Genomic DNA, 15,097 nt, shown 5'->3' on the forward strand with positions numbered 1-15,097 from the left:
CCGGCGGGGCCGTGGCCGGCGGCGCGGGACAGGTCCGCTGTTCCGCGCCGTCCGGCCGGTCGCCGGTGGTGCTGGTCGATGAGCCGAGGGCTCGTGGTGGGGTCAGCCGCCGCAGGCGTTGGCGGGGTGCGGCGTGGAGTGGACGGTGCTCACGTCCTGACCGGCGACAGTGCCGCTGACCCGGACCGTCGCCGAGCCGGCCGGCACGGACGCCGTACGCGTGTTGAACGACTGGTAGACGTTCGCTCCCGGCGCGACGGCCGCGAACGACCGGTTCCCGTACGGGGTCTGCACGGTGATCTCGACCGGTTCGGTCGAGTCGTTGCGCGCCTGCACCGCCACGTACGTCTTCCCGCCCAGGCAGCGCACCTCGGCGGTGGCCGTGGCGGGCAGCGCGGCCAGCACCGCGAGTCGGGCCAGTTGGTAGCTCAGCGCCCGCTCCGGCGCGTCGATCTCGTTCTGGGTGCCGAGGTGACCGGCCCGTGCCGCGCTCGCCGCGGCGAGCGCGGCCTGCGTCGTGGCCCAGGCGTCGGCCGGGTAGTGGCGCGCGTCGAGCGTCCGCGCGTGGGCGATGGCCGCGTCGAGGGCGGTGGTGTCCAACGATCGGGCCTGCGCGGTCAGCACGTCGCTGAGCAGGTAGTTGTCGAAGTCGACGTGGCCACCAGCCTCCTGGGTCGCGTAGGTGAACAGACCCACCCGGTGGCCCATGAAGTGCGCGAGGCTGCCGTCGAGAGCCTGCGGGCCGACGCGGTTGCCCAGCCGGGTCCACTGGACCCCGTCCAGGCTGTAGTAGAACGTCGTCCACAGTTGGCCCACCGGCGAGGCGAAGTCGAGGTCGGCCTTCACGTGCACGTCGGTGGCGTCGCCCAGCGGCACCGTCGTGCCCGCCACGAAGTTCTCCAGCGTCGACTGGTCGAGGTCGACAGCGAACGGCTGCGACCGGTTCACCACACCGAGGGTGTTGACGCCGTCGACGCGCTTCACCGCCACGTACGAGAATCCGCGGTTGTAGGCCGCCAGGCCCGCGACGTCGCCGTTCTTCATCCCGCTGATGTCCATCCGGGTCTGGACCGACTGCCGTGGCCCGAACGTCCGCTGGGAGAGCGTGTTGCGCGCCTCCTCGAACCACGCCAGCTCGGCCCGGTTGGCCAGCTTCGTGTAGACGTACTGGCCGGTGACGACGGTGCCGGCCGTCAACCGCAGCCAGCCGGCGCGGTCGGTGAGCGACCAGTACCGGTTGTCCGGGGCGTGGTTCCACTCCCACGCCAGGTCGAGCCGCGACCCGTTGGGGGCGATCTCCGCCGGATCGAGCGGCGCCGGGACCGTCCACTGCTCGTCCTGGTACGCCCGGTGCGGCGCGTCGTTGGCGAAGTCGTCCGAGGCGACGATGCTCTTCTGCCGCTCGAACGTCTCCTCCGCCGGGCTGAGCCGGATCGGCTTGTCGAACAGGCCGTTGACCGGCACGACCCCGCCTGCGCCGAAGGTCGGCCACCCGTCCTGCCAGGTGGCGGGGATGAGCGCCGGGATCCGACCGATCGGGAAGGTGTCCCGGAAGAACATGCCGTGCCAGTCGGTGCGGCCGTCCGCGCGGCTGATCGGCACCAGGCTGCCCTGGGCGAAGCCGTTGGAGTTGAGCACGCCGCGCGCCTCGTAGGTGTTGACTCCACCGGCCGAGGTGTAGCGCCCGAGCAGGTCCTTCGACCGGAACATGACGACCTGGCGTCCCTGCCCGGACGGCCAGGTGATGATGACGGCGTAGTACCAGCCGTCGATGTGGTAGACCTGCGCGCCCTCGAACAGACCGCCGATGAACGGCTGCCCGGCGTAGTTGTTGGCGGTGAAGATGTTCGGGTAGTCCTGCGCGATGGCGGTCAGGCCGGCGTTGAGGCGGACGGCACTGGTGCCGCCGGAGCCATAGAAGATGTACGGCGTGCCGTCGACGTCGAAGAAGAGCGACGGGTCGTGCAGGCCACGACCGAGGGCGGTGCGCTGCCACGGGCCGTTCTCGATGTCGTCGGTGCGGTAGAGGTACGCCCCGCTGAGGTTGTTGGTGTTGAAGACGGCGTAGAACGTGCCGTCGTGGTAGCGCAGCGACGACGCCCACTGGCCCTGGCCGTACGAGTTCTGACCGTTGCGCAGCGAGAAGGAGTCGCCGATGCTCGCCCGGTCGAAGACGTAGTTGACGATCTCCCAGTTGACCAGGTCGTACGACTTCATGATCGGCGCGCCCGGGCTCAGGTGCATGGTCGTGCTGATCATGTAGTAGAGGTCGCGGCCCTCGTCGTTCTCGGCGGCCGGTACGCGTTCGACGCTGATGTCCGGCACGTCGGCGTTGAGCAGCGGCACCGAGTAGGTGCCGGCGCCGGTGTCGGTCGAGGTGTACGACGACCGGGGCGACCAGCCGTCGGCGTCGTGCGCGGCGGCCGGGGTGACCATCAGGCTCGCGGCGACCAGGGTGGCCGCCGATGCGAACGCGCACAGTGGGCGCAGCCGACGTGGCAGCACTGTGGACACCAGCCGGCTCAGCGCGCGCCCGGTGCGGCGTGCGAGGGCGTTCAGGCTGTTCACAGGAGTGATGCGGGAGGAGTTCAGGACACCCGAGCGGATCGACACGACCAAGACGAGCTCCAAACGCGAGAGCGGCGTGAAGGCCATGGTGTTATCGCTAACAACACCTGTCAAGACTATCGATGAAACGTGCCCGAAGTATCCCCGTAACATCCCCCCGTTCCACAGTGGACGGTTGGCCACGCCGAAACCCCACCCCGGTGGCGGGCCGGGGTGGGGTGGGGCGGCCCGGGTCAGGTCTCGAGGCAGGTGCGGAGGGCGGCGGTTAGCCGGTTCGCCCGCTCGTCGCCCATCCCCCGCATCTGGTTGACCACGTAGCCGAATCCCACCTGGTGCTCGGCGTCGGCGAAGGCCAGGTTCCCGCCCGCGCCGTCGTGGCCGAAGCTGCGCTCACCGAGCAGGGGCCGGGCCGGCGGCGAGTGCAGCAGGAAGCCGGTGCCCCATCGCTGCCCGGTGTCCGGCGGACCGTGTCGCTGTTGGCCGCGCGAACGGACGACGACAGCGTCGTGCACCGACGCGGACGTGAGCAGCGGTCCGGCCTGACCCGGCAGATCGGAGACGCAGGCGGCGTAGAGGCGGGCGAGGCCGTCCGCGGTGCTCACCGCGCCCGCGCCCGGAACACCGGCGGCCCGGATGGCGTCGTCGTTGAAGCTCACCAGGCCGTCGGCGTCGGCGGGGAAGGCGAAAGCGCCCCCCATGGTGATGCCGCGTTCGGCGACCGGGTCCTCGAACGGGTCCGGGTCCGGCGGCGGCGCCAGGCCCCAGGCGACGGTGTCACTCTCGGCGGCCGGAAGCCCGAGCCAGGTGCGCAGGCCGAGCGGGCCCGCGAGCGTGTCGGCGAAGAACGCGCCGGGTAGTTGGCCGGTGATGCGGTGGATCACCTCTCCGACCAGCCAGCCGTAGGTCATCGGGTGGTAGCCGTGTGCCGTGCCCGGCTCCCACAACGGGGCCTGCGCCTCGATCGCCTTGATCACCGGGTCCCACGCCAGGACCTCGTCGAGGGTCAGGGGTCGGTCCAACGCGGGCAGACCGGCCTGGTGCGTGAGCAGCCAGCGCACCGGGATGTGCGCCTTGCCGTGCTGTCCGAACCCCGGCCAGTAGCGCGTCACCGGCGCGTCGAGGTCGAGCCGGCCCTGTTGGACCAGCAGGTACGCGCAGATCGCCAGCATTCCCTTGGTGCAGGAGAAGACGACGACGGGTGTGTCCCTGTCCCACTGCCGGCCGGTCCGGGTGTCGGCGACCCCGCCGTACAGGTCGACGACCTTGCGGCCCCGCACGTAGACGGTGACCGCGGCGCCGACCTCGCCCCGCGCTGTGAAGTTGTCCCGGAAGACGTCCGCGACGCGCCCGTAGCGGTCGGCGACGTCGCCGTGGATCTGTGGCTGTGTGACCACTGCCTACCCCTTCACTGACCCCTGGATCAGGGCCTTGATGAACTGTCGCTGGAAGATCAGGAAGACGATGAGGGTCGGGGTGAGGATCAGCAGCGACCCGGCACACAGCAGCACCAGGTCGGTGCCCCACTGGCCCTGGAACGCGCCCAGCGCCCCGGCCATGGTGCGTTTGGTGGCGTCGTCGACCAGGACGATGGCGAGCAGGAACTGGTTCCACGTCCAGAGGAACATCAGGATGGTCAGCGAGGCGATCGCCGGCCGGGCCAGCGGCACCTGGACCCGCCAGAACAACTGCCACGTGCTGCTGCCGTCCACCCGGGCCGCCTCGGTCAACTCGACCGGCACGTTGGTGAAGTGCGCCCGCATCCAGAACACCGCGAACGGCATGTACAGGCCGATCAGCGGCAGGATGATGGCCCAGCGCGTGTTGAGCAGGCCGAGATCCTGCATCTGGTAGTAGAGCGGCGTCACCACGGCCTCGAACGGCAGGGTCAGACCCAGCAGGAAGAGGCCGAAGACGAGCCGGCCACCGGGCACCCGCAACTGACCGAGGCCGAAGCCGGCCATGGTCGCGATGAGCACCGACACCGGCACGACACCGGCCACGATGAGCAGGCTGGACCGGAGCAGGGCGCCCATGTTCGCGGCGGTGAAGGCGTCGGCGAAGTTCCCCCACTGCGGGTCGGACGGCCAGTCGAGCCCGCTGGGCACGGTGCCACGCGGCTGCAACGCCGCCGACAACATGCTCACGAACGGCAGCAGGGTCACGACGATCAGGGCGATCAGGAAGACACGCCCGGTCAGCTGTTCGCGTCGGGTCAGGTTCACGACTTCTCCCCTCGGCTGAGCCGCTGGATCGGCAGCACACACGCCAGCACCAGCAGCATCAGCACGACAGCGAGCGCCGAGGCGAGGCCCACCTGCCGTTGCGAGAAGGCCAGCCGGTAGATCTCCAGACCCGGCACCGTGGTCTGGAGGCCGGGCCCGCCGCTGGTGGAGATGTAGACGATGTCGAAGCTCGCCAAGGCCGCGATGATGGTCACGGTGAGGCAGACGCCGATCTCCTGGCGCAGGCTGGGCAGGGTCACGGCGAAGAACTCGCGGAACGGACCGGCGCCGTCCAGGCGGGCGGCCTCGTACAGCGCCGGATCAATCTTGCTCATGCCGGTCACCAGCAGGATCGTGCAGAGGCCGAGCAGGACCCAGGCCCCGATGACGCCGACGGCGGGCAGCGCCGTGTCGAAGTCGCCGAGCCAGGCGCGGGCGACGCCACCCAGCCCGACCGCCCGCAGCACCTGGTTGACCAGACCGTTCGAGGAAAGCAGCCAGCTCCACGCGATGCCCGCCGCCACCAGGGGGATGACCTGCGGCAGGAACAGGATGGTCCGGACGACGGTGCCGAACGGGCCGGTGGTGATCCGGCGGACCATGCTCGCCACCAACAGCCCGAGCGCGACCGGGATGAAGCTGAAGAAGACGATCAGGACGATCGCGTTACCGATGATCTTCAGCAGGTCGCTGTCGGTGAAGACGGTGAGGTAGTTGTCCAGGCCCACCCAGCGGGCCACCCCGATCCCGTTCCAGTCGTAGAGCGAGTACTGCAGCGTCAGGACGAGCGGGCGCAGGACGAACACCGCGTACATCACCAGGGCGGGCAGGACGTACAACCAGCCGGTCCCGGCCGCGCGGGCCCACCGAGAACGGTGGGCCCGCGTGGGGGTCGGACGGGCGCGACGAGCGTCGCGCCCGGTTGGTGCGCTGCCGAGGGCAGACGTCATCGGGACAGTTCCTTCTGGTACTCGGCCTGGACCGCCTTCACGTACCCCTCGGGCGTCTGCTGGCCGGCGATCAGCTTCTGCATCTCCGGGGTGATCGCGGCGGCGAAGATGCCGCCGGTCGCGTTCGCGGTGAAGTCGACCGCGCCGTTCTCCGCGCCGAGCTGCTGCGACGCCTTGAGGGTCTCGGCGAGCACGGTGTTCGGGGCGGCGGCCGGCACCGGCAGGTCGCTCGGGCCGCCGGGGCTCGAGCCGCCGACAGTCACCGAGATCTCCCGGGCCTTGGCGTTGGTGTGCACCCAGTTCAGGAAGTACGCGGCGGCGTCCGGGTTCTTCGCCTTGGCGGAGACGCCGAAGGTGTTCGGGGCGGACATCGCCACGTGCTTTCCACCGGGGGACTCGGTGGGGAACAGGAAGAAGCCGACGTTGCCGGGCATCGACTTGTCGAGGTTCGCCGACTCCCAGTCACCGTTGAACATGAACAGGCCGTTGCCCTTCTGGAACTCCCCCACCATGCCGGCGTAGTCGATGGCGTTGGCGTCCTTCGGGAAGTAGCCGGCCTGCGCCCATTTCTGGATGGTCTGGGTGGCCTTCAGGGCGGCCGGGGTGTCGAACGTGGCCCCCGGCTTCTGGAAGATCCAGTCGGCGACCTGGGCCGGGTCACCGAACTGGTTCTGCAGCGCCTGGTGCGGGAAGTTGATGCCGGCGGTGTTCTTGTTGAACTGCATGATCGGCTGGACCCCGCCGGCCTTCGCCTTGGCCAGCAACTGCTCGAACTCGGCCACGGTGGCCGGCGGCTGGGTCATGCCGATCTGGCTGGCCAGCTTCTTGTTGTAGAACACGCCGGTGACGCTGTAGCCGAGCCCCATCCCGAACAGCGAGCCGGTGCCCCGGGTGTTCTCACCGACGCGCAGCTGCACGAGCTGCGAGGCGGGGAACTTGTCCCAGCCGTACGCGGTGAAGTACGGGTCGAGGTTCTTGAGCAGGTCGTCCTTGACCAGGTCGACCATGGTGGGGAGCCGGATGATGTCGGGCGAGTTGTCCGAGGCCATCACCCGGGGCGCGTTCTCCACGATCACCGTGAACTGGTCCTCACGGATGTTGAACTTGACGTTCGAGTGCTGCTTGGAGAACTCCTCGGCCAACGCCTTGGCCAGCGGGAAGCCGGTCTCGGCGTACATCTCCAGGGTGATCGGGTCGGTCCCCAGCTCCGTCGTGACGGCGGCATCGGACTTCTGGGTCGACGACCGGTCCTCGCCCGGGGCGCTGCAGGCCGTCGCGGTCATCCCGACCGCCAGCAGCGACGCGAGGAGCACCGTTCTCCGTCGCGGAAACTTTGTCAGCAATTCTGCCATTTCATGACTCCTTGACATCTCCACGCGTCCCGCGACCCACGGCCGCGCGACGGCTCCACCGGGACCAGCGCGACCGGGTGGGGCCACGACACGTACGCCGTGACCTGCCGCCCGGGCGCAGCACCCGTACCGTCAGCGGAAAAGAAGCCGGCACGGCCACCGAAGGCGCCTCTGGATGCACCAGAAGTGGTCGCTAAACTGATTTAGCAGAGCATGCGCGTGGCACGGGAAGCTGTCAAGGACAACTTGGCAACGGTGCGGAAACGTCGGGTTCACACCGCACCGACACGACCGGCGCTGGATCCTGGGCGGCGACGCATCATGATGGGCGGGAGCGGTGCCTGCGGCACCGCGCCTGATTCGGAGGACTGATGGGCCGCAACAGAGCAACACTCGCCGACGTCGCGCGCAGAGCCGGGCTGTCCAAGACCGCCGCGTCGATGGTGCTCAACGGCAGGGAGGGCACCCGACTCTCGGCCGAGGCGCACCAGCGGGTGTTCGCCGCCGCCGAGGAGCTGGGCTACCGGCCCAACCTCGCCGCGCGCAGCCTCCGCACCCGCAAGACGGCCACCATCGCGTTCGTCTCCGACATCGTGGCCACCACCCGGTTCGCCGGTGACCTCATCCGTGGCGCTCTCGACGCGGCCCGCGAACGCGACCACGTCCTGCTCATCACCGAGACGCAGGGCGACGCCACCTTCGAGCAGTACGCCATCGAGGCCGTCCTGGACCGACAGGTCGACGGGGTGATCTACGCGGCGATGGCGACCCGACGGCTTTCGGTGCCCGCGGCCATCCTCGGCGGACCGGTGGTGCTGCTCAACGCCACCAGCCCCGACGGTCTGCCCAGCGTGGTCCCCGACGACGAGGGGGCCGGCCGCTCCGTCGCCGCCGCCCTGCTGGAGCTCGGCCACCGCGACGCGATCGCGCTCATCGGCCGCAACCGGCTCAAGGAGGACGACCCGGAGGTCTCGCTCGCCGCCAGCGCCCGGCTGCACGGCATCCGGCAGACCCTGGACGAGGCGGACGTCAGCCTGCTGGCCGAGTGCTTCTGCACGGAGTGGTTACCCGAGCACGGGTACGCCGCCATGCGCGGCCTGTTGAGCAGGCCGAAGCGCCCCAGCGCGGTCATCTGCATGAACGACCGGTTGGCCTTCGGCGCCTACCAGGCGCTCGGCGAGGCGGGGCTGACCGTCCCGGAGGACATCTCGGTCATCTCGTTCGACGACGACCCGATCGCCGCCTGGTTGCGGCCCAGTCTGGCCACCACGGCCCTGCCGCACGAGCAGATGGGGCGGCGTGCTGTCGAACTGCTCCTGGACGGCGGCGTCGCCGAGCCCGCGCTGGTGGCGATGCCGCTGCGCCGACGCCGGTCCCTCGCACCCCCGGCCGGCTGACCAACGGGCCCACGGCCGCACCGCCGCGGCAGCCTGGGCCGACGCTAAAACGGTTTAGTGCTAGGTTTCCGACCATGCTTCGTCTACCCGACCACTGGGTGTGGGACAGCTGGTACGCGCGGGACGACAACGGCCTCTGGCACGTGTTCTTCCTGCGCGCGTCACGTGCCCTGCACGACCCGCACCGCCGCCACCGCCGGGCCACGATCGGCCACGCCGTCTCGACGGACCTGCGCTCGTGGCGGCTGGTCGCCGACGCCCTGGTCCCCGCCGACCCGCCCGGCTGGGACGACCTGGCGACCTGGACGGGCTGCACAGTGCGCGGGCCGGACGGACTGTGGTACCTGTTCTACACCGGTGTCGGTCGCGCCGAGGACGGGCTCGTCCAACGCATCGGGCTGGCCGTCTCCGACGACCTGATGACCTGGCACCGGCACGGCAACGAACCGATCGTCCAGGCCGACCCCACCTGGTACGAGCTGCTGGACACGGACCTGTGGTACGAGCAGGCCTGGCGTGACCCGTGGGTGTTCCCCGACCCGCACGGCCAGGGCTGGCACATGCTCATCACCGCCCGTGCCAACACCGGGCCGGCGAACACCCGTGGCGTCGTCGGCCACGCCACCTCCACCGACCTGCTGACCTGGACGGTGCGACCACCCCTGTCGACCCCCGCCGGTTTCGGTCACCTCGAGGTGCCCCAGGTCGCGGTCCTCGACGGGCAACCGCTGCTGCTGTTCTCCACCGACGCCACCGGCAGCGCCCGGCGCGACGACCACCGGATCTGGGTGGCGACCGGCGAGAGCACCCTCGGACCGTGGGACATCGCGTCCGCCCAGCCGTTCACCCACCCGCACCTGTACGCGCCCCGGCTGGTCCACGGACCCGCCGACGACTGGTCCCTCATCGGCTTCCTCGACCACGTCGACGACACGTTCGTCGGGGAGATCACCGACCCGATCCCGGTCCGCTACCGGGCCGCGACCGGGCTGACAGTGGACACGGCGAGGGCGACGGTCGGGCAGTAGACCGGACAGGTCCGGGCCGAGGCGTGTCGCCCCGGCCCGGACCCGTCGGTGCCCAGCTGGCAGGTCAGCTGCGCAGCTGCCACTGCTGGTTCGTGCCGCCGTTGCAGGACCAGAGAATCAACTTCGTGCCGTTCGCCGTCCCGGCGCCGTTGGCGTCCAGGCAGAGACCCGACTGCACGCCGGTGATCGTGCCGTTGGCGTTGACGTTCCACTGCTGGTTGGCCTGGCCGTTGCAGTCCCAGATCACCACTGTGGTGCCGTTGCTGGTGCCCTGGCCGGAGGCGTCCAGGCACTTGGTGCCGTACACCATGAGCTGCCGGCTGGCCGTGTGGGTCCACCGCTGGTTGGTGGCCCCGCTGATGCAGTCCCAGAGCTGGGCCTGCGTGCCGTTCGTGGTGCTCGACCCGCCGATCTCCGCGCACCGGCCCGACTGGACGCCCACGATCTGCACGTTCTGCGGGTTGGTGCTGCCGCCGCTCTGCACGCCGGCCGCGTTGATCACCGTCTGCGCACCCGACGGCCAACTGCCTCCGGTGACAGTGACGTTGCCGTTGACGACGTTGCCGCGGTCACCGTTGGTCACGTTCGTGCTGTTGTTCGTCGACCAGTTGTTGGTGACGGTGAAGTTGCCCATGTTCTCCGCGTACCAGTAGTTGGCGGTGGCCCAGGTACCGGTGGAGGAGAACACGTTGTTACGGGCGGTGTAGTAGCGGGAACCCTCGTCGAAGTAGAGCCCGAACCAGCCGTTGGTCCGCAGGCAGTAGTTCTCGTTGATGGTCCCGCCCGGGTTCGCCGACAGCGTGTAGATGCACCCGCCGTCGGTCATCTGCTGCATCACGTCGTGCACGTAGTTGCCGATCACCTGGTTGTTGGCCGCGGTGGTCGCCGTCGTGTAGCGGGGCTGGTAGTTGTACAGCCCCCGGTTCGCGTAGTGCTGACTGCCGCCGGCGTCGTTGGCGCCCCAGCCGTAGCCGACCGACAGACCGGTGTACGGCATGTTGTAGACCTCGTTGTGCGAGACCAGTGCCGTGTTCACGTAGGTGGTCAGGATCGACACCACACCCCGGTACTCCAGGCCGAGGTCGTGCACCCGGTTGTTGCTGATGGTGATGTTGCGGTTGACCATCCGCTGGTCGCTCGGGTGGTGGGCGTCGGCCCGCACACCGCCGACCACGATGCCACCGGCGGAGTTGCGGGCGATCTCGGAGCGGGTGACGGTGATGTTGCTGGCCCCCAGGCCGACCCCGCTGGCGTGGGCGTTGGCGTCGTTGCCGATGCCGATCGCCGTCTGCCCGAGGTTGACGAACTGGGAGTCGCTGAAGGTGATGGTGTTGGCGGCGGAGACCTGCACGGCGGCGGGCATCTGGTTCCAGTTCGGTCGGGTGGCCTCGAACTGGGGGCAGCCGGCCTGGCAGGAGGTCAGCGCGTCGGACGGGCGGGACCAGGTGCCGGTGATGTGGGCGCCGGTCTGCTGGTCGGCGAAGCCGTTGCTGCTGCTGGGGCCGAGCCAGCTGGTGCCGGTGAAGGTGATGCCGCTGAACGAGATGTGGTGCGCCGGCGCGTCGTAGCTGCCCCCGACGTTGACCAGTGACTGCAACTGCGGCAGCTCGACGCTGACCGAACTCATGTTCTGCCCGGCGAGCGGGATGTAGTTGAGCTGGCCGTTGCTCGGGTTGAGATACCACTCCCCCGCTGAGTCCAGGAACTCGTACGCGTTGGTCAGGTAGAACGGCCCGGCGCGGTGCGGGCTGGAGAGGGTGTCGAACCCGAAGGTGTTGTTGTTCCACGCGGGCTGCTGCATCGTCAGGAAGTTCCCGCTGATGCTCTGCACGGGCGAGTACCGGTCGGTGAACGAACCGACGCTCTCCACCTCGACGCGGTTCTGGTTGCCCAGGTTGTTGAGGTAGCTGAGGGCGCTGTTGGTGAACCGCATTCCGGACGTGGTGAAGGTGAAGTCGGAGCGGTTCACCGCGGTACGCGCCCGCGTGGCGACAGCCCCGTTGACGTAGAGCTGGCGGGAATCGAGACCGGCGGGAACGCTGGCCCGCCAGATGTTCTTGCCGGAGTCGACGAGCGACCAACCGGTGACCGCCCGCGCGCCGGTGATCGTCGGACGCGCGCCGGCGGCCGCCCGCCAGATCACCTGGTAGCCGTTGTTGCCCGAGTCGGCGGCGGTGAACCGCAGCGGCGACGAGAGCCGGTACGTGCCGTTGGCCAACTCCACCACGATGTCACCGGACATCGCGCTGTTGATCGCCCGGACCGCGGTCTGGGCGCCGGTCAGCGAACACGGCTGGCTGGCGGAGCAGGTGGTGCCGGCACCGGAGGGCGACGCGTACAGGGTGGTGGTGGCCGCGACGGCCGGGGACGCCGCGACGGTCACGGCGACCACTGCGGTCACCGCCGTCGCGGCGGCGCCGGCCAGCAGCCGGCGCAGCGGAGGAGAAGAGGACATGGGACGGTGCTCCTGACGTGCGGAGGGCATGGGGACGGAACGCCTCGACGGGCGGGAGGCGTGGCTGGTAGGAGGGGGCGGCGGCTACCCGAGGATCTCCCGGAGATAGCGCAGGCCGTCCGTGGCGAGACGGTCCTGCGAGGGGGCCAACGGCCGCCAGATCGCCGCGGCGGTGGCGATGGTCTCGTTCTCCGCCGTGAACGACTCGATGCAGACAGCGCCCTGGTAGCCGGTGTCCCGCAGGACGGTGAAGAAGCGGGGCCAGTCGAAGTGGTCAGCACCGGGCGCGCCCCGGTTGGTGCCGCTGACCTGGACGTGCTTGATGTGCCGGCCGGCGACGGCGAGGGCCGCGTAGGGGTCGGCCTCCTCGATGTTCATGTGGTACGTGTCGATCATGATGCCGACGTTGGACGGTAACCCGTCGATCAACTCGACGGTCTGTTCGACGGTGTTGACGACGCTCGTCTCGTAGCGGTTCAACGCCTCGACGCCGATACTCACGCCCAACTCGCCGGCCCGCTCGGCCACCGGCGCCAGGTTGCGCCGGAAATCCGCGTAGCAGGCCGCGCGGGCCGCTGGCGACATCCGCCAGATGCGGCCGACCGAGGCGTACGCGGGGCCGCCGACGCATCCAGCGCCGACGGCCGCCGCGCTCGCCACGCAGCCCATGAGGTACGCCACCGTCGACTCGACCACCGCTGGCGCGGCGTCGACCAGTTCCCGCCCCGGCGGGGTGACCGCGCAGACACCGGCGGCCACGAGGCCGTGCGCCGCCAACAGGTCCCGGGTACGGATCGGGTCCCAGTCACCGGGCTGCTCGATCGGCAACTCGACGGCGTCGAAGCCGAACTCGGCGATCCGCGGAATCAGCTCGGCCAGGGCCTTGTCGTCGACCGGCGAGGCCCAGACCCAGGGGTTGACGCCGATGGCGTACATCGGACCCTACTTCCAGCGCTGCGGGTAGCCGGGCAGGTCGGTGCAGCCGCACATCGCGTAGTGCAGGGGCGGCATGCTCGGGTCGAGATACTTGTCGAGGTTGTCCTGCGTGACGGTCGGCTGTGGCAGCTTCCACGGGCTGGACACCTGCTTGCCGTCGAGGATCTGCAGCACCGCCAGAATCGGCGTCCGCCACTGGTAGGTCGGGTAGGTCGGTGCGATCGCGGTGAGGTTCTTGTCCTTCCAGATCTTCAGGAAGTCGAGCTGGTCCTCGCCGTTCATCGGCGGAACGGGCTTGCCCGCGTCCTGGAACGCCTCGACCGCCGCGACGGCCGTCGCTCCGGCGTCCATCCAGACCCCGTCGATCGTGCCGTACCGCTGGATGTAGTCGTCGACGATCTTCTTGGTCTTGGCCGGGTCACCGTCGGTGAACTCGACGCCCACGACGTCGACCTTCGCCTTGTCGAACGCCACCTTCGCCGCCGACCAGCGGGTCTCCAGGACGTCGACGCCGGGCAGGATCCGCAGGGCGAGGACCTTGCCGCCGGGCTTCATCTTCTGGCTGACGAACTCGGCGCCGACATGGCCGAACCCGTAACCGCCGATGGGGTTGATGAACGTCACCGGGCACTTCGTGTTGACCCCACGGTCGAAGACGACGACCGGCAACCCCGCCTTGCAGGCCGCCTCGACGGCCGGGGTGAGCGTGGCGGTGGTGTTCGGCGAGACGATGAGCGCGTCGCAACCCTTGCCGAGCAGGTCGTTGATGTCCGCGATCTGCTTCTGGTCCTTGCCCTCGGCGTCGACGTGCACGAACTCCTTGATGCGGCTCTTCTGCGCCTCGACCTCGGCCTGCATCGTCTTGAACCCGACCTGACGCCACGGGTTGTTCAGGGCAGCGTTCGAGAAGCAGATCTTGTGCGGGCCGTTCTTCTTGAACTTGGCCGTGTCGACCATCGTCGGGTTGAGCACCTGCTCCCACGGCTTGTCGGCCGGGCCCGTCGGTGCCGCGTCGAGCAGCGCCAACTCGGCGTCGTAGTCGGCCTGCACGAAGAACTTCGACTGGTCCCCGGTGCCGGAACCAGTGGCGGCGGACGCACTCCCCGACGGGCTCGCGGCCGGCTCGTCGGTGGCACATGCGGCAACAGACAGCAGCGTGACAGCGGCCAGTGCCGCCATGGAACGTCGCACTATGGTTTCCCCTTATCTGGACGAAGAACGCGTTGCCGAGACCGCCACGGCGAGCAGGATGATCGCGCCCTGGACGGTCGACCTGAGGGCGCCGGAGACGCCGTAGAAATTCATCAGAGCGAACAGCAGTTCGAGGGTCAGCGCGCCGAGCATCGCCCCGACGACAGCGCCGCGACCCCCGCCGAGCGCCACCCCACCGAGGACGACCGCGGTGATCGCACCGAACTCCAGGCCGTTGCCGGCCTGGAACGACACGCCGCTGTAGCCACCCAGGAGGATCGCCGCCACCGCCGCGGCCAGACCGCTGAGGATGAAGGCGAAGGTCCGGGTACGCCACACCCGTACCCCGCTCAGCTCGGCGGTGCGCGGGTTGTCGCCGACGGCGACCAGCGTCCGACCGAAGTCCGACCGCATCAGCAGCACTGCCGCCACCGCCAGGACCACCAGAACCAGCAGCGCGTACGGCACCCGGCCCAGCACCGGAACGTCCTCGAAGGCCCGCCGGCCGAACCGCCGGAACTCCTCGGAGAGCCCACCCTTCGGAGCGCCGTCGGACCACAGGTAGACAGCGCCCACGAGGATCAGGAACATGCCGAGGGTGGTGATGAACGACGGCACCCGCAGCCGGGTCGTGACCAGGCCGTTGACCAGCCCGACAAGTGCTCCGAAGGCGAGCAGGAGCAGCACCACCGGCCAGGTACGCGCCGGGTCGCTGTCGATCAGCCGGGCGGCGACCACCACCTGCGCGGTCACCAGGGACCCGACCGAGAGATCGAACTCACCGGAGACGATCACGAAGTACTGACCGGCGGCGAGCAGGATGATCGGCGCCGACCGACCCAGGAACGACATCAGCGACGGCGGGGCCAGGAAGTCGGGCTGCCGGATGCCGACCAGCACCACCAACACCGCGAGAATCGCGAGGATCGGCAGGACACCACCGGGACGTACCCGCGGCAGCCGCAGCGGCAGGGAACGGGGTTGGACGGTCTGCATGA

General features: G+C 69.5%; 11 protein-coding genes. 2 read left to right on the top strand and 9 right to left on the bottom strand.

The window, feature by feature from the left end:
- Positions 1-102: 102 nt before the first annotated feature.
- The 5 genes from AB0C03_RS00505 to AB0C03_RS00525 all read right to left on the bottom strand — a co-directional run bounded on the left by AB0C03_RS00505 (position 103) and on the right by AB0C03_RS00525 (position 7,092).
- Positions 103-2,568 carry a glycoside hydrolase family 43 protein gene (locus AB0C03_RS00505; protein WP_357633037.1) on the bottom strand — a complete coding sequence of 822 codons (2,466 nt, stop codon included), beginning with the start codon at positions 2,566-2,568 and terminating at the stop codon, positions 103-105.
- 233 nt (positions 2,569-2,801) lie between these two features.
- Positions 2,802-3,962, bottom strand: a complete 1,161-nt coding sequence (locus tag AB0C03_RS00510; RefSeq protein ID WP_036411814.1) for a serine hydrolase domain-containing protein — start codon at positions 3,960-3,962, stop codon at positions 2,802-2,804.
- Positions 3,963-3,965: 3 nt separating this feature from the next.
- Complete coding sequence (locus AB0C03_RS00515) at positions 3,966-4,790, bottom strand: carbohydrate ABC transporter permease (RefSeq protein ID WP_030333883.1); 825 nt, start codon at positions 4,788-4,790, stop codon at positions 3,966-3,968.
- Positions 4,787-5,740: a carbohydrate ABC transporter permease gene (locus AB0C03_RS00520; RefSeq protein ID WP_357633041.1), complete on the bottom strand. Its 954-nt coding sequence runs from the start codon at positions 5,738-5,740 to the stop codon at positions 4,787-4,789. Before AB0C03_RS00520 ends, AB0C03_RS00515 begins: the two co-directional genes overlap by 4 nt.
- Positions 5,737-7,092 carry an ABC transporter substrate-binding protein gene (locus AB0C03_RS00525; protein WP_210865639.1) on the bottom strand — a complete coding sequence of 452 codons (1,356 nt, stop codon included), beginning with the start codon at positions 7,090-7,092 and terminating at the stop codon, positions 5,737-5,739. Before AB0C03_RS00525 ends, AB0C03_RS00520 begins: the two co-directional genes overlap by 4 nt.
- Before the next feature lie 371 nt (positions 7,093-7,463).
- On the opposite strand from AB0C03_RS00525, the gene AB0C03_RS00530 reads away from it, so the two are divergent.
- Together AB0C03_RS00530 and AB0C03_RS00535 are read left to right on the top strand one after the other, a co-directional pair.
- On the top strand, positions 7,464-8,489 hold the full coding sequence (locus AB0C03_RS00530) for a LacI family DNA-binding transcriptional regulator (protein WP_210865640.1): 1,026 nt from the start codon (positions 7,464-7,466) through the stop codon (positions 8,487-8,489).
- Positions 8,486-9,517: a family 43 glycosylhydrolase gene (locus AB0C03_RS00535; RefSeq protein WP_282102205.1), complete on the top strand. Its 1,032-nt coding sequence runs from the start codon at positions 8,486-8,488 to the stop codon at positions 9,515-9,517. The genes AB0C03_RS00530 and AB0C03_RS00535 overlap by 4 nt, the downstream gene beginning before the upstream one ends.
- Positions 9,518-9,581: 64 nt before the next feature.
- On the opposite strand, the gene AB0C03_RS00540 is transcribed toward AB0C03_RS00535, so the two are convergent.
- The 4 genes from AB0C03_RS00540 to AB0C03_RS00555 form a co-directional block, all read right to left on the bottom strand.
- A complete protein-coding gene (locus AB0C03_RS00540; protein ID WP_210858548.1) occupies positions 9,582-11,972 on the bottom strand; it encodes an RICIN domain-containing protein in 2,391 nt (796 codons plus the stop codon).
- An 84-nt stretch (positions 11,973-12,056) separates the two neighbouring features.
- Positions 12,057-12,908: a sugar phosphate isomerase/epimerase family protein gene (locus AB0C03_RS00545; protein WP_210858550.1), complete on the bottom strand. Its 852-nt coding sequence runs from the start codon at positions 12,906-12,908 to the stop codon at positions 12,057-12,059.
- Between the two features lie 6 nt (positions 12,909-12,914).
- Positions 12,915-14,099: an ABC transporter substrate-binding protein gene (locus tag AB0C03_RS00550; RefSeq protein ID WP_245233673.1), complete on the bottom strand. Its 1,185-nt coding sequence runs from the start codon at positions 14,097-14,099 to the stop codon at positions 12,915-12,917.
- A gap of 12 nt (positions 14,100-14,111) precedes the next feature.
- On the bottom strand, positions 14,112-15,095 hold the full coding sequence (locus tag AB0C03_RS00555; RefSeq protein ID WP_357633046.1) for an ABC transporter permease: 984 nt from the start codon (positions 15,093-15,095) through the stop codon (positions 14,112-14,114).
- Positions 15,096-15,097: the final 2 nt, after the last annotated feature.

Origin of the sequence: Micromonospora parva (assembly GCF_040649675.1) — a bacterium.
Classification (GTDB): domain Bacteria; phylum Actinomycetota; class Actinomycetes; order Mycobacteriales; family Micromonosporaceae; genus Micromonospora; species Micromonospora parva.